The following is a 23,523-nucleotide window of genomic DNA, read 5'->3' on the forward strand; positions in this document are numbered from 1 at the left end:
GTGGACGTCGGCGAGCTCGATCTCGCACCGCTGACCGAGCCGGCCGGCCGGGCGGCGGTGCAGCGCGCCCGCGAACGGTCGCGCGAGCAGGGGCTCGCGCGGCACGAGGCGGTCGGCGGGTGCGTGCTCATCGGGCTCGTGTTCGTGGCCTGCGGGCTCGGCGCGCTGATCTTCGGCGCGCTCTGGGGCCCCCTCGGGGCCGCGCTTCCGGTGATCGTCGGCATCGTCGCCACGTCGTTCGTCGTCGTCGCGACCCGGCGCCGGGCCGGTGCGGGCAGGATCCGTCGCTACCGCCTCCAGCGCTTCGCCGAGCGCAACGGAGCGCGGTACCTGCCGCGCGTCAGCGACCCCGAGCGACCGGGCCGCATCTTCGGCATCGGCTCGGTCGCGGTGTCGAACGACGTCGTCAGGTTCGACGGCGCGCGCGAGATCGAGGTCGGCAACCACGCCTATTCGACCGGTTACCGGGACAGCGTTCGGATGTCGTGGGGCTACGCCTCGGCGACGCTGAAGCACGAGGCGCCGCGATGCACGGTCGACCTTCGGAGGCGCGGCGCAGCTGCCCGGCAGACGCCTCCCGCGCCCCTCGACGTCGCGCTCGGCGACGTCGACCTTGCCGGACTCGAGCACGGCGGTGAGCTCGCGGCGCGGTTCGCGGTCTCGTCGCGGATCGGTCGAAGCGAGACCGTGCGGGAACTGCTCGGGCGCACGGTGTTCGTGCCCGAGCTCGTCGAGCGGGTCACCGCCCGCGGACTCGACCTCGAGATCGTCGAGGATCGGCTCATCCTCACCTCTCCCGAGCAGCTCTCGAGCGACGACCCCGAGACGTGGCGGTGGCTGCTGCCGCTGCTCGTCGAGATCGCCGACGCGATCGACGCGGCCCTGGGCCCCGCGGACTGAATCGGCTCGCCGCGCTCAGCCCTCGGTCGTGGTGCAGGTGCCCTCTGCGGGGATGACCGACACGGCCGAGGAGAGTTCGGTGATGGCCGTGGTGCCCGAGACGACGTCGTTGTCGACGAGTACTTCGACCGCGGGCGTACGCCCGTAGGTGGTGAAGCGGTAGTTCGGCGCGTCGGTCTCGTCGATGACCCAGTCGACGCCGTTGACCGTGACGCAACGGTCGGTCGTCGGGCCCGGTGCGCGCACGCCGCAGCGCAGCAGCACCGACGCGGGCGAACCCCAGGCGCCCGTGCCCTGGGCGTTGGTCTCACGCTCGGCCTGCTCCTCGCCGGTGTCCTTCGCGATCGAGTCGGGCAGGCGCACGACGACCGCGGCGCAATCGGGATCGCTCGCCTCGACGGCGGGGTCGATCGGTACGGCCTGGCTGCACCCGGTCAGTGCGAGGGCGAGCGCGGTACCGCCCACGACGACGAGGGCTCGGGCGCGGCGGCGGGGCGGGGTCGGGCGGTTCATCTCTTTCAGCGTAGCCGTCCGAACCCGTGGGTCCGGTGCATCGAGGGCGCCGCACGGCTGGCGAGCGCGACGGTGCTCAGCAGTTGGGGCGGCACGCGCGCTGCGAGAGGGCGTCGGTGAGCACGACACTGAGATCCCGTGGCTCCGCGGCGGAGTAGGCCGCCCCGCCGGTGGCCTTCGCGATCGCACGCATCGCCTTCACGTCGGTGTCGGGCCCGATGCCGACCATGATGACGGGGACGGGTTGCGCCGGGTCGTCCATCTCGGTGAGCTGGGCGAGCAGTTGATCGAGCGAGATCCCGTTCTCGTCCTCGTTCCGGCCGTCGGTGAGCAGGAGCACCGAGTTCACCTTGCCGGTGTCGTACGTCGATCGAACGTGCGCGACGGCGGCGAGTGCGGTGTCGTAGAGCCCGGTGGCGCCGCCCAGCCGGCCCGGCAGGGAGGCGATGGCGGTGCCGAGCTTCGCCTTGTGCTCCGCATCGCCGAGCCGCTCGATGGGGGCGAGCGACTCCCAGTCGCGCTCGCCCGCACGCTCGGTCGAGAAGATCCAGAGGCCGAGGTCGACGTCGCCCGAGAACTGGGACAGCGTCGAGGTCGTCGCCTGGGTGAGCAGGTCGATCCGCCGGAGACCCGTGACCGTCGGTTCCTCCATCGAGCCGGAGACGTCGACGACCGAGAGGATGCGCGAACGCAGGCTCAGGACGCCCCAGGTGCGGAGGATCGAGACCTGCGCGCCCGCGGCGGCGGTGTCGACGGCGACGGCTTCGGCGAGAATGCCCTCCTGCTCGAGCTCGCCCGAGCCGACGCCGTCGCGGAAGCCGTCGGCGGCGAAGGCGTCCTTCGCACCCCACAGTGCGAGTTTCAGCCCGTCGAGTTCTTTCGCCCGGAGTGCGAGGGCCCGCGATTCCGCGGTGTCGGGTGCGTCTTCGGCACCGGGAGCGGGGAGGTTCTTCGCGAGCTCGGTCTCGTCGAGGGAACGGAGGAACGGATAGTTGAGGGCGAGCGTGCCGTCGGAAGGATAGAGGGCGACGAGCGGGGATGACCCGGTTTCGCCGTTGTGCAGGGCGATCTGCTGCTCGCTGGCGATCGCGAACGTCCCTGCCGGACGCGAGTCGAGCTCGGCGAATGCGTCGGCCGCCGTCGGCAGCACGGTGTCGTTGAGCTCGATCATCGCGGTCTGGAACTGTCGGGGTGCGCCGATGTCGGCGCGCCGCTCCATCGCCTGGAGCGCGCTGAGGCTCGCCGAGGAGGCCTCGGGGTCGGCGAGCAACGCCGTGAACTCGCCCTTCATGAGCGCGTTCCAGCCCGGAGGGGTGTCGCCGAGCTCACCCGCGCGCTCCGCGGCGGCCGCGAACACGACGGGACTCGAGGCGATCGATCGCTCGAGGGCGAAGTTCGGAACCGGTCGGCCGAGTGATCTGGCGGTGCTCGACATGCGCACGAGCCAGACGGGGGAGTCGGGGATCCAGGCGTCGACATCCGCGGCATTTCCCGACGCGAGCATCGCGGCGGTGTCGGCGGACGCCTGGGCTGTGACCTCGGTCCGCGAGCACGACTGCTCACCGGCGTCGTAGTCGGCGGCGATCGCCTTCACGGTCGCGGCGATCGCCGGGTCGGCGACGACGCTGAGCTCGGCCGGCGTCGTGCAGGGTATCTCGGGGTTCTGCCAGCGTTCGAACTCGCCGCTCGCCCAGGCGACGCCGGCGACGCCCGCGACGCCGACCAGTGCGACCGTCGCGGACACCGCCGCGATCGCGATGGTCGTCCGACGGCGTCGTCGTCGGTCAGCTGCTCGTTCGCTCCGTCGACTCACGCTCGCTCCATCGCAGGGCGGTGGGCAGGGCGTCCACCGCGGTCGGGTTCTTCGCGAACCCAGCGTAGGCATCTGCACCAAGTTCGTAAAGAACCATTACACACCATCCGGCGATCGGTCGTGACCTACGCTGAGTGGATGCCCGAGGATCGCCCCAGCACCGCAACCGATCTCGAGCCGATCGAGCACGGCGAATCGGTCGAGACGATCGGCGCCCTCGGCGAGCAGGCCGTGCTCGCCCGGATCCTGCCGCGCCTGCACGCGGGGGACTCGGCCTTGCTCGGCGCCGGTGACGACGCCGCAGTGGTCGCGGCGCCCGACGGGCGCTTCGTCGTCACGTGCGACATGATGATCCACGGCCCCGACTTCCGTCTCGCCTGGTCGACGCCCTTCGAGCTCGGCTGGAAGGCCGCGGCGACGAACCTCACCGACGTCGCCGCGATGGGCGCCAGGCCGACGGCCCTGGTCGTGGCGATCGCGGCGCCGCCGAACCTCGCCGTCGGGGTGCTCGAGGGTATCGCCGACGGGCTGCGCGAGGGGCTCACCGCGCTCGCCCCCGGGGCAGGCGTGGTCGGCGGAGACCTCTCGGCGTCGTCCGTGCTGACGATCACGGTCACCGCCTTCGGCGATCTCGAGGGCAGGAGGCCGGTGACCCGCGCGGGCGCGCGGGTCGGCGACCTGGTCGCGCACGCCGGCGTCCGCGGCGATGCGGCGCGGGGTCTCGGCCTCCTCTTCGCCGAGGGGGTGGATGCCTCGGGCGAGCCCGATCGTGAACGGGCCGCCGCGCTTCGCGCGAGGCATCCGCGACTCATCGCCGCCCAACTCGCACCCGAACCCCCCGTCGCCGCCGGCGTCGTCGCGGCCGAAGCCGGAGCGACCGCCATGCTCGACGTCTCGGACGGGCTGGCTCGCGACGCGCGGCGGCTGGCCGAGGCGAGCGGGGTCGGCCTCGATTTCGACGGCGCCGCGCTCGGCCCCGAGGTGCGACTCGCGCTCGCGGGCGCCGAGGACCACGGCCTGCTCGCGACCTTCCCCGCGGGAACGGCCGTGCCCGCGCCGTTCGAGATCGTCGGCCGCGTCGTCGACGCACCCGGAGAATTGCGCGTCGACGGCGAGCCCATCACCGCCGTCGGCTGGGACCCTTACTCGGGCTGGGACGGCCGCACCGGCTGATCGGCCGCCGCCCACCACAGCGTCGTCTCGCCGTAGTCGCGCCGCCGCTCGGCGACGAGACCCGCGGGCCAGGCCGGCTCGGGCGATCGGCTGCTGCGTTCGACCACCACGACCGCGTCGTCGGACAGGAGCGGCGCGAGCAGCTCGAGATCGTGCGCGAGCGCGGTCTCGGAGAGGTCGTACGGCGGATCGATGAACGCCAGGTCGACCGGACCTGCCGCTCCTTCGAGGTAGGCGGCGACGGCGCGCGACACGACGCTGACGCGCACCGCGTGCACGCCGCCGTCGGCGCGGCTCACGGCTGCGGCGTTGCGTCGGCAGATCTCGGCGGCGGGCTTCGCCCGCTCGACGAGCACGACCTCGGCGGCGCCTCGGCTCGCGGCCTCGAGACCGAGCGCGCCTGAACCGGCGTAGAGGTCGAGCACGCGCGCGCCGTCGATGGCGTCACGGGCCTCGAGCGCGGAGAAGATCGCCTCGCGCACGCGATCGCTCGTGGGGCGGGTGCCGGAACGCGGAACCTGGAGGCTGAGTGAGCCGGCGAATCCGGCGATGATGCGGGTCATGCTCCCGGCAGCTTATCGACGCCCGCCGACCGCTGCCATGATGGAGGGGTGCCTGCCCCAGTTGATGAAGAGACCGGCTCGACCGACCGCCTGCCCGCCGATCCGTCCCGACACCGAGGGGGGGAGCAGCAACTGATCGACCGCCTCTGGGACTTCGCCGACCCCGGTGCCAGCGCCGAGCGGTTCCGCGAGCTTGCGAGCGACGCATCGCAGACCGCGCACACCCGCGCGGTCATGCAGACGCAACTCGCCCGCGCCATCGGGCTGCTCGGGCGGCGCGACGAGGCACTCGCCGAACTCGACGACGTCGTGGGCGCCCTGCCGGTCGACGACGACGAGCCCGGTGCCCTCCTCGCCGAACTGCGCGCCCGCGTGGCGATCGAGCGCGGCCGGCTCCTCGCGGCCGACGGCCGGCCCGCCGACGCGGTTCCCGAACTGACCCGCGGGGTGCGCGAGGCCGCCATCGCCGGCTCGACCTTCCTCGTGCTCGACGCCCTGCACATGCTCGCCCTCCACGACGTCGGCCACGAGGAGGAGTGGGCGACCGAGGGGTTCGACGTGCTCGACGGTGCGCGTGACCCGCGAGTGCTCCGCTGGGGCGTCGCGCTCCACAACAACCTCGGCTGGACCCTGCACGACTCCGGGCGGCTCACCGGTGCGCTGATGCAGTTCGAGGAGGCCGCACGGGCGGCCGAGGCGTACGGCACCGCCGAGCAGCGGCACGTGGCGAGATGGTCGGTCGCGCGGTGCCTCCGCAGCCTCGGCCGCACCGACGAGGCACTCGGACTCCAGCGCGCGCTCGCGGCCGAGCGCCCCGACGACCCCTACGTACAGGCCGAACTCGCGGCACTGACGGAGGCGCCGCCTACGATCGAGGCATGACCGCACGACCAGCGGATGCCTCGGAGGAGGCGATCCCCGGCAGCTACACGCTCGACTCGAAGCTGGCCGGCGCGCTCGGCGGCCGGACGGCGCAGGCGATCGAGCGGGCGTTCGGCCATGTCACCGTCGGCGATCTGCTCGCGCACTACCCGCGGCGCTATGCGCTGCGCGGCGAGCTCACGGCGCTCGCCTCGCTGCCGCTCGACGAGAACGTCACCCTCGTCGCCGAGGTGATCGAGGTTCGGGTCCGCGAGATGCGCCAGCGCCGGGGGTCGATCGTCGAGGCGAAGATCTCCGACGGCACCGGCGTGCTGACCCTCACCTTCTTCAATCAGCGGTGGCGCGAGAACGACCTCCGGCCGGGGCGACGCGGCATCTTCGCCGGCAAGGTGGGCGACTACCGGGGCAACCGCCAGCTCGCGCACCCCGACTACGAGCTCTTCGACGACGAGGTGCCCGCCGAGGTCGGCGATGCGGCGGCCAAGCGCTGGGCCGAGGCGCCCATCGCGATCTACCCCGCGACCTCCACGCTCGCGAGCTGGCAGCTGGCGAAGGCGATCGGGATGCTCCTCGACGGACTCGGTCGGGTCGACGACCCGCTGCCGGGCTCGGTTCGCGAGGGCCGTGCGCTCCTCGGCCATCGCGAGGCGCTCGAACGGGTGCATCGCCCGGAGCGCGAGTCCGACTGGAAGGCGGCCAGGCGAACCCTCCGCTTCACCGAGGCGTTCGTGCTGCAGTCGGCGCTCCTCGAACGGCGTGCCGCCCTGCGGGCGCGCCACGCGCTCGCGCGGCGTCCGGCGCCCGGTGGCCTTCTCGAGCGCTTCGATGCCGCCATGCCGTTCGCGCTCACCGGCGACCAGGAGCAGGTGGGCGCCGAGATCGCCCACGACCTCGGCGAGCCCGTGCCGATGAACCGTCTCGTTCAGGGGGAGGTCGGCTCCGGCAAGACGGTGGTCGCGCTGCGGGCGATGCTCGCGGTCGCCGACTCGGGCGGGCAGTCGGCGCTGCTCGCGCCGACCGAGGTGCTCGCCGCCCAGCATCTCCGCTCGATCGTGAAGATGCTCGGCCCCGAGCTCTCCGCCGAGCTGATCCCGACCCTGCTCACCGGCCAACTGCCCGCCGCCGAACGCAAGAAGGCGCTGCTGCGCGCCGCCGCCGGCCAGTCACGCCTCATCGTCGGCACCCATGCGCTCCTCGGCGACACGGTCACCTTCGCCGACCTCGGGCTCATCGTGGTCGACGAGCAGCATCGGTTCGGGGTCGAGCAGCGCGAGGCGCTGCGGCTGAAGGGCGCCGAGCCTCCGCACGTGCTGGTGCTCACGGCCACTCCCATCCCGCGCACCGTCGCGATGACGGTGTTCGGCGACCTCGACGTCTCCACGATCGCCGAACTCCCCGCAGGCCGGGCGGGCATCGAATCGCAGGTGGTGCCGCTCGCGATCCGTCCGGCGTGGCGCCCGCGCGTCTGGGAGCGCCTCGCGGAGGAGATCGCCCTCGGCCGCCAGGGCTTCGTGGTGTGCCCGGCGATCGAGACCCGGGTCGCCGAAGACGACGGCGCCGAGCCGGCGCCCGGCGAGACCGAGGGGGCGGGCCCCGTGGCATCCGTCGCCTCGGTGCTCGCCGAACTCGGCGAGCACCCCCGATTCGCCGAGCTCCGCGTCGCGCCGCTGCACGGACGCATGAGCGCCGACGAGAAAGACCGCACGATGCGCGCCTTCGCGGCCGGCGAGCTCGACGTGCTCGTCTCCACGACGGTCATCGAGGTGGGCGTCGACGTGCCGAACGCGAGCGTCATGGTGGTCGTCGACGCCGACCGCTTCGGCGTCTCGCAGCTGCATCAGCTGCGCGGGCGCGTGGGCCGGGGGGCGGTGCCTGGGCTGTGCCTGCTGGTCACGGGCGCACCGCCGAACTCGCTCGCCCTTCAGCGCGTCGAGGCGGTCGCCGCCACCCTCGACGGCTTCGAACTGGCACGCGTCGACCTCGAGCTGCGCCAAGAGGGCGACGTGCTCGGTGCGATGCAGTCGGGCGGGCGATCGTCGCTGAAACTGCTGCGCGTGGTGCGCGACGGCGAGGTCATCGCCGACGCACGTGCCGAGGCCGAGGTGATTCTCGAGGTCGACCCGACGCTCGACGGGCACCCGGCGCTCGCCGCCGCCGTCCGCCGCCGACTCGACGACGAGGCGAGCGGGTACCTGAGCAAGGGCTGAGACTCTCGGCCGGGCCCCGGCGAGGCCGCCGCTGGCGCTACGCTGGTTCGTATGCAGCGGATCGCCGTCGTCCCCGGATCGTTCGACCCCGTCACGCGCGGCCACCTCGATGTGATCTCGCGGGCGGCGGGGCTCTACGACGAGCTGCATGTCGTCGTCGTGCACAACCCCGACAAGTCGGCGCTGCTGCCGATCGCCCAGCGCGTCTCGCTCATCGAGCAGTCGATCGCCGACGCGGGCATCGAGGGTCGCATCGTCGTCGCCGCCTGGAGCATGGGCCTCCTCGTCGACTACTGCACCGACGTCGGGGCGAGCGTGCTCGTCAAGGGCGTCCGTTCGCAGCTCGACGTGGCGTACGAGACGCCGATGGCCATCGTGAACCGACATCTCGCCGGCGTCGAGACGGTCTTCCTCCTGCCCGACCCGGCGAACGCGCACGTGTCGAGCTCCCTCGTGCGCCAGGTCGCGTCGCTCGGCGGCGACGTCGCCCCCTACGTGCCTCCGGTGGTCGCCGACTACCTCGCGGTGGCGATGACGGCATGAGCGGCGAGGTCGCGGTGACGGGCGGGTCGGCAACGGCGGCGCGCGCCGCGACCATGGGCATCGACGAGGTCGGGTCGCTCGCCGCGACCATCGTGGCGAACGTCGAGACGGTGATCGCCGGCAAGCGCGACGCGGTCACCGCGGCGCTCACGGTGCTCCTCGCCGAAGGCCACCTCCTCATCGAGGACGTGCCGGGTGTCGGCAAGACGATGCTCGCGAAGGCGCTCGCACGCTCGGTCGACGCGAGTGTCAGCCGAATCCAGTTCACCCCCGATCTACTGCCGAGCGACGTGACCGGGGTGTCGGTCTTCGACCAGGCGAGCCGGCGATTCGAGTTCAAGCGCGGCCCGGTCTTCGCGAACCTCGTCATCGGCGACGAGATCAACCGGGCGAGTCCGAAGACCCAGTCGGCCCTGCTCGAGTGCATGGAGGAGCGCCAGGTCACCGCCGACGGCACCACCTTCCGCCTCGATCCGCCGTTCACCGTCGTCGCGACGCAGAACCCGGTCGAGATGGAGGGCACGTACCCGCTGCCCGAGGCCCAGCGCGACCGCTTCATGGCGCGCATCTCGATGGGGTACCCGGCCCCGGCCGATGAACTCGCGATGCTGACGACGCGCGAGACCTCGAGCCCGTTCGAGTCGCTCGAGGCGGTCGTCTCGCTCGGCGAGCTCCGGGCCATGATCGCCGCGGTGCACCAGGTGTTCACCTCGCAGCCCGTACAGGAGTACGCGGTCGAACTCGCCCGTGGCACTCGTGACGACCGGCAGCTCAGGCTCGGGGCGAGCCCGCGTGCGACGCTCCAGCTCGTGCGCGCGGCGAAGGCGCATGCCGCGATGCACGGTCGCGACTTCGTGCTCCCCGACGACATCGACGCGCTCGCCGTGCCGGTGCTCGCGCACCGGCTCGTGCCGACGAGCCGCGCGCTCGGGGCGCACGACCGCGACGCGGGCCCGCTCATCGACGCCATCGTCCGACGCATCGTGGGGGAGACGCCGGTTCCGGTCGGCAGCGCACGAAGGAACTGACATGAGACGCCCCCGTCCCCTGCGTGTCGCGACCTGGCCGCGACTCACCCGGCGCGGCGGCGCACTGCTGGTGGTGGGGGCGGCGCTCCTCGCCGTCTCGCTCTGGTTCGACCTGCGCGACATCATGCTGCTCGCCTTCGTCGGCATCGCGATGCCCGGGGTCGCGGCGCTCTTCGTGACGCTCCGGGTGCCGCGCCTCGGGGTCACCCGCAGGTTCTCGCCGCCGATCGTCGCGGCGGGCAGCTCGTCTGCCGTCGCGATCGCGGTGCGCAACCGTTCGCGGCAGACGCTCGACGGCGCTCACTGGCGCGACCGGGTGCCCGAGGGACTCGATGCTCCGGCCGAGGCGGTGCTGCCGGCGCTCGGGCCGTACGAGAGCGTGCTGCCGTCGGGCGACGACACGGTGCACCTCGAGTACCGCCTGCGGCTGCCCCGTCGCGGCGTCTACGGCATCGGCCCGATGCGGATCGGCGTTGCCGACCCCTTCGGCCTCGCCCGCATCGACCGTGACGCCGGAACGCGTCACGAGGTCGTGGTGACGCCGCGGGTCACCCCCCTCGAGCGGGCCCTCGGTTCGGCCGCGAGCGTCGACGGCGTGCTGCACGGGCTGCAACGCCGGGCGCACCCGAACTCCGACGAGCTCATCGCCCGCGAGTACCGCTACGGCGATCCGCTGCGCCGCGTGAACTGGCCGGCGACGGCCCGGCGCGGCGAACTCATGGTGCGCGAGGAGGAGCAGCGCGGCGACCCCGAGGTCCGGATCCTGCTCGACACCATGCTCTCGGGGCAGTTCCGCGCCGGGGGTCCGAGGCCCGAGTGGGCCGGGCTGGTGCACCTCGGCTTCGAGCTCGGCGTCGAGGTGGCGGCCTCGATCGGCGTGCACCTGCTCGAGCGGGGTTTCCGCGTCCGCTGCGATCCGCTCGGCGACCCGGGGCGGGGCGGCCTCGGCGAGGGGGCGCCCGGCACCTATCGCCTGCCCGGAGGAGACCACGTGCTGCTCGAGGACCTCGCGAGGCTCGACTCCCCGAATCGCGGCGAGCGGGTCGACGGCACTTCCCCGGGCGGCGGGAGCACGGAGGGCGCCGGTCGCGGCGAGGTCCGCGCACGCGAAGCGAGGATGCCGGGATTCGCCGTGCTGGTCGACCCCGACGAGCAGGATGCCGCGACGCTCGTCTCGCTCCGCACCGGATTCGAGCCCGCGGTCGCCTTCGTCGGCGAGGCCGTCTCAACGCGGGTGGTGAAGGCGCTCGAGCAGTCGGACTGGCGTATCGTGCGAGTCGGTCGGGCGGCCGCGATCGGCGACGCCTGGGCGGGCGTCGCCCAACCCGACGCGATGAGTCGAACGGGCGCGGCACCGGCCGCGCGAGTGAGCGACGCCGATCGCGGCTCGACCCGCCCTTCCGCCGGGGGGCGCGATGCGCCCTGACCCCCTGCCGCTCACCCGCGGTCAGCGACTCTCGCTCACCGCGGCGAGCTTCCTCCTGCTCGCGGTCTCGACGATGGCGCTCGGGCCGCTCATCTCGGGCAGCGGATGGTGGTGGCTCTGCGCGTTCGTGGCGGCCGGCACGCTGTTCGGGGGCGCCGGACTCCGCGCGGTCCGGGTTCCCGCCTCGCTCGTGCCGGTGCTCGAACTCGTCGTGCTGCTGCTCCTGCTCACGCTGCTCTTCGGCGGGTCGACGAGCTTCGCCCTCATCGTGCCGACCCAGGACACCTTCGCCCATTTCGGCGAGCTCTTCGACGGCGCCCAGCGCACGATCCAGCAGCAGTCCGTCCCGGCGATTCCCGTGCCGGCGCTGGGCTTCGTCCTCGCGCTCGGCGTCGGGGTGCTCGCGATCTGCACGGACGTGCTCGTCCAGACCGTCCGCATGCCCGCGCTCGCTGCGGCCCCCGCGCTCGTTCCGATCCTCATCCCCGGGTTCATCATCGAGTCGGGTGCCGAGGTGGCGACGCTCGTCTTCTCGGCGGCCGCGTACCTGCTGCTGCTGCGCATCGACGTGCGCGCCCGTCGCCGCGCACTGCTCGCTGCCGCCGAGCGCGACGATGAGACCGGCGGCACCACGGTCATCCCGCCCACACGGGTGCCGATCGTCTCGAGCCTCGGCGCGACGCTCGGCCTCACCGCGGTCGGCATCCTCACGGCGGCGGTGCTCACCGCCTCGACGCCGAGCATCTCCTCGAGCCTGCTGCTCGGCTCGGGTTCGCCGTCGATGAGCTTCGCCCGCGGAGTCAGCCCGTTCATCGACCTCGGACGCGATCTCCGAAGGCCCGACCCGCGGCCGGCGTTCCACTACTTCGCGAGAGACAACGACCGCCCGTACTTCACGGTGCTGACGCTCGACCGATTCGAAGGCGCGGCGTGGGGCGTCACCGAACGGCCCGTCGACGCCGACAACACCGTCGACGCACTTCCCCTGCCCGACGGGCTCGACGACGAGGTGACCGCCACCGAGCATCCGATCGACATCGTGGTCGACGAGGTGCGCACCACCTGGCTGCCGCTGCCGTACCCGACGCGGCAGGTCGAAGGGCTCAGCGGCTCGTGGTTCTGGGATGCCGGGTCGCTGACGGTGCGGAGCGTCGATACCGACACCGGCGGGCAGCGCTATCGGGCGACGTGGCTCGAGGTCGACCCGAGCCCGTCGCAGTTGCGAGCGGCGGGAGGCCGGGCTGGCGAGGAGTTCGACGCCTTCCTCGCCCTTCCCGATGACGTACCGCCGATCATCGCCGAGACCGCGGCGACCGTCGCAGGCGGCGCGGCGACGCAGTACGATGCCGCGGTCGCGATCCAGGCGTTCCTCCGCTCGCCCGAGTTCGAGTACTCGACGGAGGCGCCGGTCGAGGCGGGCTACGACGGCGGAGGCTTCGAGGTGATCGCCCGGTTCCTCCAGGAGCGTTCGGGGTACTGCGTGCACTTCGCCTCGACGATGGCGGTGCTCGCCCGCGAGGCCGGTATCCCGTCGCGCATCTCCGTCGGCTACACCCAGGGCACGTCGACCCAGGAGCGGGTCGACGGTGTGCAGCGCGTGGAGGTCGACTCGCACGACCTGCACGCGTGGCCCGAACTCTACTTCGAAGGCGTCGGCTGGGTGCCGTTCGAACCCACGCCGAGTCGGGGCACGGTGCCCGACTACTCGCGGCCGGGCGCCGGAGACCCCGCAGCAACGCCACCCCCCTCCTCGGGCAGCGCGAGTGCGCCGCCGAACGGACGCCCCGAGCTCGACCCCGATCGGGGCCTCGCGGACGGCGGCGGCACCGGTGGGGCGGCCGACTCGTGGTGGCTCAGGGGCGGCGTCGCGCTGCTCCTCGTCGCCGGCGTCCTTCTCGCCCCCGCCGCGCTCCGGGCCGGACAGCGCGCGTCGCGGCATCGGCGCATCGCCCGAGGCGACGGGCCGGCGGATGCCGCATGGGACGAGCTCGTGGCGACGGCGCGCGATCTCGGGTTCAGGGTCGAGACGAACTCGACTCCGCGTGCCATCGCCCGGGGGATCGCCGATCGGGAGGGGTTCGTCGGCGAGTCGGGCGACGAGGCTCGGCAGGCGCTCGCGGCACTCCGCGACGCGGTCGAGCGCGAACGCTACGGACCGGCGCCGGAGCGACCGGGTGCCGGCGCGGACCGCCCCGGCGGCCGGGGCGAGGGCTCGCCCGAGGCATCCGACGAACGCGTGCGCGCGCTCGCGATCGCCTGCGCCGCGCTCGCCGAGGGGGAGTCGCTGCCCGCCAGATGGCGTGCGACGCTCATGCCCCGCTCGCTGATCGAGCGGGTGAGGCCGACGTTCGGCGAACGTCCACCCGTCGACGCGTAGAATCATCGATCGTGGCCACCAAGCATTCCGTGTTCGACCTCAGCGTGCGCGATCTCGTGAACCGTCCGGGTGAGATGCGCGAGGAGCGCGTCAGCGCGCCCGCAGCCCATCAGCTCGGCGAAGGTCTCGTCGCCGTGAAGGAGGGGTCGGAGATCGACCTCGGCGTCCGGCTCGAATCCGTGCACGAGGGGATCCTCGTCACCGCCGAGGTCGATGCGACCGCCGACGGCGAGTGCGGGCGCTGCCTCATCGAACTCGCGGTGCCCGTCCAAGTCGAGTTCCAAGAACTCTTCGGGTATCATGGCGGGGAAGCCATCGAGTATGAGGTTCAAGACGACCACGTGGATCTTGAACCACTCATCCGCGATGCGGTAGTGCTGGCACTGCCGTTCCAGCCGGTGTGCCGACCGGACTGCCCAGGTCTCGACCCCGAGACCGGCGTCCGACTGGCCGATCATCCGGAACTCGTCACCCCTGAGCACAACGACCCTCGCTGGGCCGCGCTCGCAGGGTTCCAGGCCTCCGAAGACAACGGTCCGGATTCGATGTCCGGCGCCGACCAGCAGAGAGAAGAGAGATAGTCATGGCTGTTCCGAAGCGGAAGAAGTCACGCGCCAACACCCACGCGCGCCGTTCGCAGTGGAAGGCCGAGGTCCCCACGCTCGTCAAGACCGTCGAGAACGGCAAGGTCACCTACAGCCTTCCGCACCGCGCGAAGGTCGTCGAGGACTCCGCGGGCACCCCGCTCTTCCTCGAGTACAAGGGCCGCAAGGTCGCCGACGTCTAGTCGGCCAGAGACGCACCGACGACCGGTCGTGACGCGAACGGAACGCACGGCGAGCGGGCGCACAGCGCTCGAAGATCGCACGCTCGACGAATTGCAGCGAACGCTGCAGGTCGACATCGATCCCGCCCTGCTCCTCCTCGCGCTCACGCACCGGTCGTTCGCGTACGAGAACGGCGGCATCCCGACGAACGAGCGCCTCGAGTTCCTCGGCGACTCGATTCTCGGACAGGCCGTCACCGTCAGGCTCTTCAGGGATCACCCCGACCTCGATGAAGGCGAGCTCGCGAAGCGGCGCGCCAGCCTGGTGTCGAGTGTCGCCCTCGCCGAGGTCGGCCGCACCATCGGGGTCGGCGCCTACATCCGGCTGGGGCGCGGCGAGACGATGACCGGCGGCGCCGACAAGCCGTCGATCCTCGCCGACACCGTCGAGGCGATCATCGGCGCGGTGTACCTCGACGCGGGCGGTGACGCCGCGACCGAGCTGGTGCTGCGTCTCGTCACCCCGCTCATGCAAGATCCTGAGCGCTTCGGCGCCGCGATGGACCCGAAGACGAGCCTGCAGGAGATCGCGGCCCGCCGCGGCGCGCCGGCGCCGTCGTACTCGGTCGCCGAGTCCGGCCCCGACCACAACAAGCACTTCGTCGCGACCGTCACGGTCGGCGAACTCGTGGAGGCGTCGGGCGCGGGCTCGAGCAAGAAGCAGGCCGAGATGGCCGCGGCGCTCGAGGCCTGGACCCGGATCAGCGGCGCGGCCTGAGTTGCCCGAACTCCCCGAGGTCGAGGTCGTCCGCTCAGGGCTCGCGCCCGCGGTGACGGGCGCCGTCGTCGCGGCCGTCGAGGTGCTCGATCGGCGCTCACTGAGGCGGCACGATGCGGCATCCGGCGACTTCGAGACGTTGCTGACCGGTGCCCGCGTCGAAGCGGCCGTGCGCCGCGGCAAGTTCCTCTGGCTGCCGCTCTCGGGTGACGAGCGGCGCGGTGGTCGGGCGGTGGTCGGCCACCTCGGCATGAGCGGCCAGATGCTCCTGCGCACGCCCGATCACCCGGGGGACGACCGGCACGCGCGGGTGCGCCTGCACCTCGAGCATCCCGAGCACGGCGAACTCCGCGTCGACTTCGTCGACCAGCGCATCTTCGGCTCGCTCGCGGTCGATCGTCTCGTGCCGACGACCGACGGCGAGACCGGCGGCTTCTCCGACGGGGTGACGGGGGAGTGGGCGCGGCAGCTGCCCTCCCAGGTCGCCCACATCGCGCGAGATCCGCTCGACCCCGCCTTCTCCGAGCGTGCGTTCGTCGCTGCGCTCGCGAAGCGCGACACCGGCGTCAAGCGCGTGCTGCTCGATCAGGGGGTCGTCAGCGGCATCGGCAACATCTACGCAGACGAGTCGCTCTGGGCCGTGCGCCTGCACGGCGAGCATCCCGCCTCGTCGCTCTCGCCTCGCCGGGTGCGCGAACTCCTCGCCGCCGTGCGCGACGTGCTCGGCAAGGCGCTCGCTGAGGGCGGCACGAGCTTCGACGCCCAGTACGTCAACGTCAACGGGGCATCCGGGTACTTCGAGCATTCCCTCAACGCCTACGGACGGGCCGGCAAGCCGTGCCCGCGTTGCGGCACGCCGATGGTGCGAGAAGCCTTCATGAACCGCGGTTCGCACTTCTGCCCGAGGTGCCAGCGAAGGCGCTGAGCTCGGGTCATCGGGTTCGGTAGCGAGCGGAGATCAGTCCCGACGGGAAGGAGCGCTGTTCGACGAGTTCGAGGTCGAGGCGCACCCCGTCGGGGAAGAAGCGCTTGCCGCCGCCGACCACGCTCGTGGTGATGAAGAGGTGGTACTCGTCGACCAGGCCGGCCCTGATCGCCTGGGCCGCGAGTTCGGGGCCGTCGACCGAGAGGTCGTGATCGGCCTCGGCCTTGAGCCGTCGCACCGCATCGGGGTCGAAGCTCCGCTCGATGCTGGTCCTCCCGCTCGAGACGGACTCCAGTGTTCTCGAGTAGACGATCTTCTCCGCGGCTCGCCAGTCGTTCGCGTACTGCACGATGTGCGGCGGCACCTCGGGGTCGTCGCGCACGGTCTCCCAGAAGACCATGGTCTCGTACATCCGCCGGCCGTAGAGGAAGGTGCCGACGTCGCGGAACGCGTCGCCGATGAAAGTGTGCACCTCCTCGTCTTCCGCACCCCTGCCGAGGTCGCCTTCGGCCGCTTCGGCGTACCCGTCGAGCGAGGTGATCATCGAGTAGATGAGCTTGGCCATGTTCAGCTCCTTCCTGAGAGGTGAGTCGACTGGCTCGCCTCCATTCGAAGGTAATCCCTCCGGAGTGGTGAGTCAACGGGCTCACCACTGTGCGATACTTGCGGCATGCCCCCCGAGCTGTCGAGCTACCACCGCGGTATCGCCGCGAGCAAGCGGGCGACGATCCTCGGCGCCGCCAACACGCTGTTCCTCGAACTCGGCTACGACCGCACCTCCCTGGCACGTGTCGCCGAGGCGGCCGGGGTCTCCAGGGCGACGCTGTTCAAACAGTTCCCGACCAAGGCCGAGTTGTTCGAGGCGATGGTCCTCACCGCGGCCGGCTCGCCGGACGGCGCGTTCGAGGAACCGCCGTCGGGCGACTTCCGCGCGGGCCTGATCGGCTTGGGCCACGCCTACGTCGAGCTCCTGAACCGCCCGGGGATGACGGAGCTGATTCGCGCGGTGATCGCCGAATCGTCGCGGTTCCCCGAACTCCGGGAGCGGGTCTTCGACTTCGGCACACTGCCGCTGTTCGCGGCGGTTCGGCGCTGCTTCGTCATCGCGAGCGCCGAGGGGATCGCGATCGTCGACGACCCCGACACCGCGTCGGCGCAATTCCTCGGCATGATCTCGACCGTCGTCTTCTGGCCGCGACTGATCCACGGCGGCTGGACGATGAGCGACGCCGAGATGCACCGCGTCGTGCACGAGGCCGCGCTGACCGTCGAGGCGCGCTACGGTGCGCAAGCGGGCGGCTGACCCATCGGTTCAGCCCCGCTGGAACTCCGCCGAGACGCCGCGCACGTCGAAGCCGAGCGCGACGTTGATCGCGAGCATGTGCTCGTTCTCGTCGGCGTTCCAGGTGTAGACGTCGGTGCGCTCTGGCGCGATCTCGCCGAGGAGGACGAGGTTCGCGAGCTTCACCCGCATGCCGAGGCCGTGGCCGCGGTGCGCGGCGACGACCAGCGTGTCGGACTGGTACGCGACGGTCTTGCCGGGCGGCAGCTCGAGCTCGGTGTAGCCAGCGACCGAGCCGTCGGGCGCCACCGCGGCCTGGACGAGGAGCGACCGTCCGCCGTCCAGCGCACGATCCTCGTGCGCGCGCACCCGGGCTCCGTCCCAGCGCTCCTCGTCGATCGTGAGCTCTCCCGCCGGGACGTCGAGCACCATCCTGGCGCGCGCAGCGGCATAGCCGTCGACGAGGTCGTCGGGGGTGCGGTCGACCCAGCCGACGATGCGGTAATCGGATGCCTCGGCCTCGCGTTGCGCGGACGCTGCCCTGAATTCTTCGACGCGCCCGGCGACGGTCAGGCCGCTCTGACGCTCGATCTGGCGCAGCGTGTAGCCGTGCCGCATCGCGAATCGCGCGCCCGGCAGCTCGACTGGGATCGTCGCGTCGCCCTGCGGCGCGTGCAGTCGCCCACCCGGCAGGGCGGCATCGGCGATCGGGATGTCGAAGAAGGTGCCGAAGACCTCGCGGCCGAGCCTGCGGATCACCCCCTCGGCCCGGGCGAGGAGCTGCGAACCGATCCCGGCCCGCCGATACTCCGCGGCGACCTCGACGACGGTGTCGCCCCGCAGGGCCGCCGGGTCAGCCTCCCAGAACGCCACCGAGCGACCGACGCAGCGTTCGCCGTGCCACGCGGCGAACACCCGGCGCGGCAGATACGCATCCTGGTAGAGCGCCAGCAACTCGGGGGCGGTGAAGGCGAAGCGATCGTCGCCCCAGCGCTCGATCTCGATCGCGGTCTGGAGCTCGACGACGCGTTCGAACTCGGCCGACTCGGCGGTGCCGAGCACCTGTGGGATCGTGACGGGTCGAATGTCCACGGGCACGCGCCGGCTCCTCTCATCGGGCTGCCGAGTACGGGCAGCCGACCAGACTAGCCGCGCCGCGCCACGGCGACAAGCGCGGCTTCGTCGATCGGCGGCGCGCGTGCACGCCCGGAGCTCGAACCTCGGATACGGTAGTCCGCAGCGTTCTCGCGCACAGGGGAGGGTAGGACGTGTACCTCAAGAGCCTGACGCTCAAGGGCTTCAAGTCCTTCGCGCAGCCGACGACCTTCGCCTTCGAGCCCGGGGTCACGTGCATCGTCGGCCCGAACGGCTCGGGCAAGTCGAACGTCGTCGACGCACTCGCCTGGGTCATGGGCGAGCAGGGTGCGAAGACCCTCCGCGGCGGCAAGATGGAGGACGTCATCTTCGCCGGCACCTCGACGCGCGGCCCGCTGGGTCGCGCCGAGGTGAGCCTCACGATCGACAACTCCGACGGCGCCCTGCCGATCGAGTACAGCGAGGTCACGATCTCGCGCACGCTGTTCCGCAACGGCACGAGCGAGTACGCGATCAACGGCGAGCAGTGCCGCCTCCTCGACGTGCAGGAGCTGCTCAGCGACTCGGGCCTCGGCCGGGAGATGCACGTCATCGTCGGCCAGGGCCAGCTCGACCAGGTGCTGCGCGCCACGCCCGAAGACCGGCGCGGCTTCATCGAGGAGGCCGCGGGCATCCTCAAGCACCGCCGCCGCAAGGAGAAGACGCTCCGCAAGCTCGACGCGATGCAGACGAACCTCACCCGCCTCTCCGACCTCGCCGGCGAGATCCGGCGCCAGCTGAAGCCGCTCGGTCGGCAGGCCGAGGTCGCCCGCGAGGCCGCGACCATCGCCGCGGTCGTCCGCGACGCCAAGGCGCGACTGCTCGCCGACGAGGTCGTCGGCCTCCGACGCGCCCTCGACGAACACGGGAAGAGCGAGCACGAACGGCACTCGGAGCGCCTGGTTCTGCAGGAGCGCCTCGAACAGCATCAGGCGAAGGTCACGCGGCTCGAGGAGGCGCAGGGCGGCGACGACGTCGACCGCGCGCGCTCGACGAGCTTCGCGCTCGAACAGGCGCAGTCGCGCCTGCGTTCGCTCGATTCGCTCGCCCGGCAGCGGATCGCGCTCCTCGAGGGCGCGTCGGACGATTCGGATGCCGCGCCGAGCGTGACCCGAGAGATGATCGACGGCGCCGTCGCCGAGCTCGACGGTGTCCGCGACGGCATCGGCGCCGAGGCTTCCGCCCTCGATCTCGCGCACGAGGCGACGCAGCGTCGCCGGGCCGAACTCGACGCGGTCGACGAGGGCATCGCTCGTCAGTCGGCGCTCGTCTCGGCCTACGACCTCGAACTCTCGAAACTCACCGGGCAGGCCGACTCGGCCGCATCGAAGCTCGCCGCCGTGCGCGGTGAGGTGCTGCGCCACGCCAACGCGCTCGACGCCGCAGCGGTACGTCGTGAAGCCGCCGCCGCCGCGCTCGCCGAGGCCGAGGCCGCCGCGGGCGTCGAGCAGACCGCGGAGACCGATCTCGACGAGGCCTACGAGCTCGCGCAGGGCGCGGTCTTCGAGGCCGAGGCCGAGATCGAGCGCATCCGTGAAGAACTCCACGGGCGCGAGCGCGAGCACGGCGCCCTCAGCGCCCGTACTCAGGCGCTCTCGCTCGCACTCGACCAGAAGGACGGCTCGGCCGCCCTCGTCGCGGCCGGGGTCGCCGGGGTCCGGGGTCTCCTCGCCGAGGCGATGCAGGTCGAGTCCGGCTACGAGGCCGCGATCGCCGCCGCGCTCGGCTCGCTGGCCGACGCCGTGCTCGTCGACGACCGCGACGCCGCCTACCGTGCGCTCGGCCGCGCCGAGACGGGCGAGCTCGGCCGCGTCGCACTCGCCGTCGCCGAACCCGGCGGCGAGGCCGACGCCGCACCTCCGATCGGCGGGCTCACCGCCGCCGCCGACGTCGTCACCGCCCCGCCCGGCGTGCGGGGGCTCCTCGCCGAGATCTTCATCGCCGACGACCTCGCCGCGGCGCGCGCCGCCGAACCGGCGCTCGCCGAGGCATCCCGCCCCGCGACCGTGATCACCCGCGATGGCACCGTCATCGGCCGCTACGTGGTGCGTGGCGGCTCGGGCCGCAAGCAGAGCCGCATCGAGCTCATCGCCGAGCGCGACCGCGCCGCCGCCCGCCTCGAGGAGGTACGCGGCGAGATCGAGCGCAGTCGCGCAGAGCTCGCCGAGCAGCGGCAGCTCGTCGAGGCATCCAAGGAGCAGTCGAAGCGCGCCCTCGCGGCGCTCCGCGAATTCGACGCACAGCTCGCGCAGCGCACCGAACGCCTGAACCGCGCCCGGGTGCAGGCCGAGGCCGCCGAGGCCGAGTCGGAGCGACTCCGCCAGGCGTCGGCGAACGCCGAGGAGCGGGTCGCCGAGGCCGAGCAGGCCGCCGGCGAGGCGAAGGCCGCGCTCGAAGGGGCCCGAGCGGTGCCACGGCCGGTGCTCGACGTCTCGGTGCGCGACGCGGCGCTCGCCGCCGTCGAGTCGGCCCGTGAGGCCGAGGTGGAGGCGAAGCTCCGGCTCGAGACCGCGAAGGAGCGGGTGCGCGCCGAAGAGGCCCGCATCCGCACGATGGAGGCGCAGTACGACGCCGAACGCACCGCCGCGGTCGAGGCCGCCCGGCGTGCGGTGATCCGACGGGCGCAGCTCGAGGCGGCCCGGCGCGTCGCCGAGGCGCTGCCGCCCGCACTCGAGTCGGTCGACGCCTCGGTCGCCGAGGCCCGCGTCGCCCTGGGGCGAGCCGAGGCCGAACGCTCCAGCCGCAACGAGGAGTTGCAGGCGGTGCGCCGCGAGGAGGCCGCGGTGCGGGAGCGCCTGCACTCGGTCACCGAAGACGTGCACGGGCTCGAGCTGCGGATCTACGAGAAGAAGCTGCACGTCGGCGGGCTCGTCGAGCGCGCCGAGTCGGAGCTCGGGCTCGACGAGGCGGTGCTGATCGCCGAATACGGCCCCGACGAGCTGATCCCCGCAGACGGCGCCGGCCGCGTTGACGGCGAGGAGGCCGAGCCGAGGCCGTTCCGCCGGGAGGAGCAGCAGCGGCGTCTCGCCGCGGCCGAGCGCAAACTCGCGCAGCTCGGCCGCGTCAACCCGCTCGCACTCGAGGAGTTCGCGGCGCTCGAGCAGCGTCACCAGTTCCTGAGCGAACAGCTCACCGACCTCGCGAACACGCGAAAAGACCTGCTCACGATCATCGAGGAGATCGACGGGCGTATGGAGGCGATCTTCCGCAGCGCCTTCGACGACACGAGGGCGGCATTCGCCGAGGTGTTCCCCGTGCTCTTCCCGGGCGGCACCGGCAGCATCTCCCTGACGAACCCCGACGACCTGCTGACCACCGGCATCGAGGTGAGCGTGAAGCCCGCGGGCAAGAAGATCGAACGTCTCTCGCTGCTCTCGGGCGGCGAGCGCTCGCTCGCGGCCGTCGCGCTGCTCATGGCGATCTTCAAGGCCCGCCCCAGCCCGTTCTACATCATGGACGAGGTGGAGGCCGCCCTCGACGACGCCAACCTCGGGCGGCTGCTCACGACCTTCGAGAGCCTGCGCGATGCGAGCCAGCTCATCGTCATCACCCACCAGAAGCGCACGATGGAGATCGCCGACGCCCTCTACGGCGTCTCGATGCGCCAGGACGGCGTCTCGGCGGTCGTCGGCCAGCGCGTTCGTGAGGAGCGCGAGCAGAAGGCGAGCTGACCCGGGACGCTCCGACCCGGGCCCCCGTCACCGTAGGCTGGAGGCATGGCAGAACGCGCATCCTGGTCGCTCGGCGCGGCCCTTCGCGGGGTCTTCGGGGCGAAGACGATCGACGACGACACCTGGGACGACCTCGAATCGGCGCTCATCCGGGCCGACTTCGGGCCTGCGGTCACCGAGGAGATCGTCGCGCAGATCCGCGCCCAGGTCGAGCGGTTCAAGACCACCGACCCGAAGGACGTCCAGCGGATGCTCCGCGAGGTCGTCGAGGAGCGGCTCGCCAAGTACGACCCCACCCTGAAGCTCACCGAACGGCCCGCCGTCGTGCTCGTCGTCGGCGTGAACGGCGTCGGCAAGACGACGACGATCGGCAAGTTCGCGCGCTTCCTCCGCAGCTACGACCGCTCGGTCGTGGTCGGCGCCGCCGACACCTTCCGCGCGGCCGCCGTCGACCAGCTCGCGACCTGGGCGGAGCGCGCGGGAGTCGGCATCGTGCGCCCCGAACGGGAAGGTCAAGATCCTGCGTCGGTCGCGTTCCAGACGGTCGACAAGGCCAAGCAGGACGGCACCGAGATCGTGATCATCGACACCGCCGGCCGCCTGCATACCAAGGACGGCCTCATGGACGAGCTCGGCAAGATCCGTCGCGTCGTCGAGAAGCAGGCGCCGATCAGCGAGGTGCTGCTCGTGCTCGACGCGACCACAGGCCAGAACGGCCTCGCGCAGGCCGAGGCGTTCATCCAGCACGGGGGCGTGACGGGTCTCGTGCTCACGAAGCTCGACGGCAGCGCGAAGGGCGGTTTCGTGCTCGCCGTGCAGGAGAAGACCGGCCTGCCGATCAAGCTCATCGGACAGGGCGAGGGCATCGGCGACCTCACCGGCTTCACGCCGCACGTCTTCGCGCAGAAACTCGTCGGTTAGGAGCATCCTGATGTCGATCGAACACGACTACTTCGGCCTCGTCGGCGACTACTGGTCCGAGACGTTCGAGTACGCAGATCAGCGCGTCGAGGTGGTGCTCGACGCCGACGCCGACCTCGTCTCGCTCCCGTCGCTCGACATCGCCTCGGCGCTCGTCGGTGAACTCGAACTCGTCGACGACGAACTGCGCCAGGCCTTCGTCAGCCAGCTCGACAGCAAGAGCTCGCCGATCGTGCGCTACCTCGACGCGGTGCTCGACCCCGAGCTCGAGCAGGCCGACGACATCGACGCCGCGATCGGCCGCGACTCGGGCGACCGGCAGGTCGACGCGCTGCGCTCGTTGAGCCTCGTGCGCGTCGACCTCCGCCCCGACGCCGACGAGCCCGGCGACGTCTTCGCCGAGTTCGAGTACGCGCTCGCGCCCGACGACACCGACGAGCGCCTGGTCGCCTCGATCGACCTCGAGCGCGAGATCGTCGACGTCCGCTTCGAGGGCTGAGCACGCCTGAGCGCACCGGAGCGCGCCTGGGTGAGCCCGAGCGTGCTGCGAGCGCCGTCTCGGGGCGCGGTTCGACCCGCGAAGCGGAGAGGCATCCGACCTCGCTTAGAATCGAAGGCACC

21 protein-coding genes are annotated in these 23,523 nt (G+C 72.1%); 16 read left to right on the plus strand and 5 right to left on the minus strand.

The window, feature by feature from the left end:
- Positions 1-900, plus strand: a complete 900-nt coding sequence (locus tag H516_RS0100645; protein ID WP_022887797.1) for a hypothetical protein — start codon at positions 1-3, stop codon at positions 898-900.
- A gap of 15 nt (positions 901-915) precedes the next feature.
- Here the strand turns inward: H516_RS0100645 and H516_RS0100650 are convergent, their stop codons facing one another.
- Positions 916-1,413 (minus strand): DUF3515 domain-containing protein, encoded by a 498-nt coding sequence (locus tag H516_RS0100650; protein WP_022887798.1) that lies wholly within the window; start codon positions 1,411-1,413, stop codon positions 916-918.
- 76 nt (positions 1,414-1,489) lie between these two features.
- Complete coding sequence (locus tag H516_RS0100655) at positions 1,490-3,157, minus strand: substrate-binding domain-containing protein (RefSeq protein ID WP_051138645.1); 1,668 nt, start codon at positions 3,155-3,157, stop codon at positions 1,490-1,492.
- Between the two features lie 207 nt (positions 3,158-3,364).
- On the opposite strand from H516_RS0100655, the gene thiL reads away from it, so the two are divergent.
- Complete coding sequence (gene thiL, locus H516_RS0100660) at positions 3,365-4,399, plus strand: thiamine-phosphate kinase (protein ID WP_051138674.1); 1,035 nt, start codon at positions 3,365-3,367, stop codon at positions 4,397-4,399.
- Here thiL and rsmD read toward each other — a convergent pair.
- Positions 4,369-4,962 (minus strand): 16S rRNA (guanine(966)-N(2))-methyltransferase RsmD, encoded by a 594-nt coding sequence (rsmD, locus tag H516_RS0100665; protein WP_022887801.1) that lies wholly within the window; start codon positions 4,960-4,962, stop codon positions 4,369-4,371. The genes thiL and rsmD overlap by 31 nt on opposite strands.
- A 48-nt stretch (positions 4,963-5,010) precedes the next feature.
- Here rsmD and H516_RS17535 point away from each other — a divergent pair, with 48 nt between their 5' ends.
- From H516_RS17535 to mutM, 10 genes are all read left to right on the plus strand, one after another.
- Positions 5,011-5,844, plus strand: a complete 834-nt coding sequence (locus H516_RS17535) for a tetratricopeptide repeat protein (RefSeq protein ID WP_022887802.1) — start codon at positions 5,011-5,013, stop codon at positions 5,842-5,844.
- On the plus strand, positions 5,841-8,051 hold the full coding sequence (locus tag H516_RS0100675; protein WP_022887803.1) for an ATP-dependent DNA helicase RecG: 2,211 nt from the start codon (positions 5,841-5,843) through the stop codon (positions 8,049-8,051). Before H516_RS17535 ends, H516_RS0100675 begins: the two co-directional genes overlap by 4 nt.
- A gap of 51 nt (positions 8,052-8,102) precedes the next feature.
- Complete coding sequence (coaD, locus tag H516_RS0100680; protein WP_022887804.1) at positions 8,103-8,594, plus strand: pantetheine-phosphate adenylyltransferase; 492 nt, start codon at positions 8,103-8,105, stop codon at positions 8,592-8,594.
- Between the two features lie 53 nt (positions 8,595-8,647).
- Positions 8,648-9,622: an AAA family ATPase gene (locus tag H516_RS0100685; RefSeq protein WP_026378259.1), complete on the plus strand. Its 975-nt coding sequence runs from the start codon at positions 8,648-8,650 to the stop codon at positions 9,620-9,622.
- Position 9,623: 1 nt separating this feature from the next.
- Positions 9,624-11,048, plus strand: coding sequence for a DUF58 domain-containing protein (locus tag H516_RS21055; RefSeq protein WP_022887806.1), 1,425 nt, complete (start codon positions 9,624-9,626; stop codon positions 11,046-11,048).
- The gene (locus tag H516_RS0100695; RefSeq protein WP_022887807.1) at positions 11,038-13,425 is read left to right on the plus strand and encodes a transglutaminase TgpA family protein; all 2,388 of its coding nucleotides are present in this window, start codon (positions 11,038-11,040) and stop codon (positions 13,423-13,425) included. Before H516_RS21055 ends, H516_RS0100695 begins: the two co-directional genes overlap by 11 nt.
- Positions 13,426-13,469: 44 nt before the next feature.
- Entirely contained in the window at positions 13,470-14,006 is a 537-nt protein-coding gene (locus H516_RS17545) for a YceD family protein (RefSeq protein WP_425393470.1), read from the plus strand.
- A 2-nt stretch (positions 14,007-14,008) separates the two neighbouring features.
- Complete coding sequence (rpmF, locus tag H516_RS0100705) at positions 14,009-14,212, plus strand: 50S ribosomal protein L32 (protein WP_022887809.1); 204 nt, start codon at positions 14,009-14,011, stop codon at positions 14,210-14,212.
- Between the two features lie 91 nt (positions 14,213-14,303).
- Positions 14,304-14,969: a ribonuclease III gene (gene rnc, locus H516_RS0100710; RefSeq protein ID WP_026378260.1), complete on the plus strand. Its 666-nt coding sequence runs from the start codon at positions 14,304-14,306 to the stop codon at positions 14,967-14,969.
- A 1-nt stretch (position 14,970) separates the two neighbouring features.
- Positions 14,971-15,894: a bifunctional DNA-formamidopyrimidine glycosylase/DNA-(apurinic or apyrimidinic site) lyase gene (mutM, locus tag H516_RS0100715; protein WP_022887811.1), complete on the plus strand. Its 924-nt coding sequence runs from the start codon at positions 14,971-14,973 to the stop codon at positions 15,892-15,894.
- 7 nt (positions 15,895-15,901) lie between these two features.
- Here mutM and H516_RS0100720 read toward each other — a convergent pair whose 3' ends face one another.
- Positions 15,902-16,459, minus strand: a complete 558-nt coding sequence (locus tag H516_RS0100720; protein WP_022887812.1) for a dihydrofolate reductase family protein — start codon at positions 16,457-16,459, stop codon at positions 15,902-15,904.
- Positions 16,460-16,564: 105 nt separating this feature from the next.
- On the opposite strand from H516_RS0100720, the gene H516_RS0100725 reads away from it, so the two are divergent.
- Entirely contained in the window at positions 16,565-17,197 is a 633-nt protein-coding gene (locus H516_RS0100725) for a TetR/AcrR family transcriptional regulator (RefSeq protein WP_022887813.1), read from the plus strand.
- Positions 17,198-17,206: 9 nt separating this feature from the next.
- Here the strand turns inward: H516_RS0100725 and H516_RS17550 are convergent, their stop codons facing one another.
- On the minus strand, positions 17,207-18,274 hold the full coding sequence (locus tag H516_RS17550; protein ID WP_033196662.1) for a GNAT family N-acetyltransferase: 1,068 nt from the start codon (positions 18,272-18,274) through the stop codon (positions 17,207-17,209).
- 170 nt (positions 18,275-18,444) lie between these two features.
- Between H516_RS17550 and smc the strand changes: the two genes are divergently transcribed.
- From smc to H516_RS0100745, 3 genes are read left to right on the plus strand one after another with little or no spacing between them, the layout of a single operon-like run.
- Positions 18,445-21,981, plus strand: coding sequence for a chromosome segregation protein SMC (gene smc, locus H516_RS0100735; RefSeq protein ID WP_022887815.1), 3,537 nt, complete (start codon positions 18,445-18,447; stop codon positions 21,979-21,981).
- A gap of 45 nt (positions 21,982-22,026) precedes the next feature.
- A complete protein-coding gene (ftsY, locus tag H516_RS0100740; RefSeq protein ID WP_022887816.1) occupies positions 22,027-22,902 on the plus strand; it encodes a signal recognition particle-docking protein FtsY in 876 nt (291 codons plus the stop codon).
- Positions 22,903-22,912: 10 nt separating this feature from the next.
- Positions 22,913-23,401 carry a DUF2004 domain-containing protein gene (locus H516_RS0100745; protein WP_022887817.1) on the plus strand — a complete coding sequence of 163 codons (489 nt, stop codon included), beginning with the start codon at positions 22,913-22,915 and terminating at the stop codon, positions 23,399-23,401.
- Positions 23,402-23,523 lie beyond the last annotated feature (122 nt).

The sequence above is a fragment of the Agromyces italicus DSM 16388 genome (assembly GCF_000421545.1).
In the GTDB taxonomy this organism is placed as follows: Bacteria; Actinomycetota; Actinomycetes; order Actinomycetales; family Microbacteriaceae; genus Agromyces; species Agromyces italicus.

What these genes read in the sequence shown, in the direction of transcription:
- H516_RS0100650 (WP_022887798.1), bottom strand. Translation starts at nt 1,413, where the DNA reads ATGAACCGCCCGACCCCGCCCCGCCGCCGCGCCCGAGCCCTCGTCGTC.
- thiL (WP_051138674.1), top strand. Translation starts at nt 3,365, where the DNA reads ATGCCCGAGGATCGCCCCAGCACCGCAACCGATCTCGAGCCGATCGAG.
- rsmD (WP_022887801.1), bottom strand. Translation starts at nt 4,962, where the DNA reads ATGACCCGCATCATCGCCGGATTCGCCGGCTCACTCAGCCTCCAGGTT.
- H516_RS0100675 (WP_022887803.1), top strand. Translation starts at nt 5,841, where the DNA reads ATGACCGCACGACCAGCGGATGCCTCGGAGGAGGCGATCCCCGGCAGC.
- coaD (WP_022887804.1), top strand. Translation starts at nt 8,103, where the DNA reads ATGCAGCGGATCGCCGTCGTCCCCGGATCGTTCGACCCCGTCACGCGC.
- H516_RS0100685 (WP_026378259.1), top strand. Translation starts at nt 8,648, where the DNA reads ATGGGCATCGACGAGGTCGGGTCGCTCGCCGCGACCATCGTGGCGAAC.
- H516_RS21055 (WP_022887806.1), top strand. Translation starts at nt 9,624, where the DNA reads ATGAGACGCCCCCGTCCCCTGCGTGTCGCGACCTGGCCGCGACTCACC.
- H516_RS0100695 (WP_022887807.1), top strand. Translation starts at nt 11,038, where the DNA reads ATGCGCCCTGACCCCCTGCCGCTCACCCGCGGTCAGCGACTCTCGCTC.
- rpmF (WP_022887809.1), top strand. Translation starts at nt 14,009, where the DNA reads ATGGCTGTTCCGAAGCGGAAGAAGTCACGCGCCAACACCCACGCGCGC.
- H516_RS0100720 (WP_022887812.1), bottom strand. Translation starts at nt 16,459, where the DNA reads ATGGCCAAGCTCATCTACTCGATGATCACCTCGCTCGACGGGTACGCC.
- H516_RS0100725 (WP_022887813.1), top strand. Translation starts at nt 16,565, where the DNA reads ATGCCCCCCGAGCTGTCGAGCTACCACCGCGGTATCGCCGCGAGCAAG.
- ftsY (WP_022887816.1), top strand. Translation starts at nt 22,027, where the DNA reads ATGGCAGAACGCGCATCCTGGTCGCTCGGCGCGGCCCTTCGCGGGGTC.
- H516_RS0100745 (WP_022887817.1), top strand. Translation starts at nt 22,913, where the DNA reads ATGTCGATCGAACACGACTACTTCGGCCTCGTCGGCGACTACTGGTCC.